The organism is Ruegeria sp. CE9 (assembly GCF_056537425.1).
Window position 1 is genome coordinate 1 of the sequence record NZ_JBQFRO010000087.1, and the last position, 1,095, is coordinate 1,095.

Annotated in this window: 1 protein-coding gene and 1 pseudogene; one reads left to right on the plus strand and one right to left on the minus strand. The window is 58.8% G+C overall.

Annotated elements, in window-relative coordinates; all coding sequences use genetic code 11:
• Positions 1-194, plus strand: a pseudogene (locus ACR0B3_RS24190) (hypothetical protein); the annotation flags it as partial.
• Here ACR0B3_RS24190 and ACR0B3_RS24195 read toward each other — a convergent pair.
• Positions 188-1,095 (minus strand): DUF4175 family protein (locus ACR0B3_RS24195; RefSeq protein WP_480811265.1); only part of this gene is annotated, 908 nt, incomplete at its 5' end. The pseudogene ACR0B3_RS24190 and the gene ACR0B3_RS24195 overlap by 7 nt on opposite strands.

The window sequence follows — 1,095 nt, forward strand, 5'->3', positions numbered from 1 at the left end:
TGGGCATGATTGCAATAGGGGTTTACAGCAATGCCGCCCAGTTGGGCGAAGCTGTGCCCACCGCCGCGCCTTATCTAATCCAATATGCCAACGGTGTAGATGCACTGCGTGACCAAATCCTAGACTGGCTGCGCGAAACTTTGCCTGCGCTTCAGGCGCAGATTACAGCCTTGATCGCCTCTTTCACTCAGTAAGGCTCAATCAAACGTCTGAGATAATCACGCTCTTGATCTGGGCGCGTGGTTTCGCCCGAGCGGCGGCGCAGTTCCTCAAGCAATTCCTCTGCACGCCGCGCGGCCTCTTGGCGGGACAATGGCCCGCCTGCCACACCTGCCCCTTCGCCCCCCGTGGCGCGCCCAAGCGGGTCGGTCAATGGGCGCGCAGACCCTTGCTGCTGCCCACCTTGCTGCGCCTCACCCATCTGCGGCGCATCATCCTCGCGTGGGGTGCCGCCCTCATCGGCAAAAGCGCGCCCCAACTGATCCATACCCTCGCGCAATGCATCCATAGCGTCCGCCTGACGATCTAAAGCACCCGCCATATCGCCCTCTTCCAAAGCGCGCGCCGCATCACGCATCGCGCGTTCCGCCTCGTCTAAACGATCCCGCGCCGCTTGGCCTTCTTCACGCCCTTGACCCGGCAAGTTTTCTGCCTGCTCACGCAAGCTGTCGCGCAAAGCCTCTTGGCGATCAGCAAGGGATTGTTGTCCATCTTGGTCAGAAGGCTCGCCCTGACCAAAACTATCTTGGAAAGACCGAAAACTATCATCCGCCAAACCCTGCTGTTCACGCAACGTGTCGCGCAGATCTTCCATCGCGCGTTCGCCCGCAGAACCCTGACCCTGCCCTTGGGTCACTTCCATATTTTCAAGCATTTGTGACAAGGCATCTAGCATCGCCTGCGCCTCGGCCATGCGCCCTTGCTCCATCAACTCCTGAATTTGATCCATCATCTGGGACAGATCATTCATCGACAACTCCATTCCCTCTTGCCCTTGATCGGGGCTGTCCGTGGGGGTGTCACTGGGTTCGGCAGATTGCGCCAATTCACGGATGTAATCATCCATGGCACGCTGTAAATCTTCCATCAGCTGAG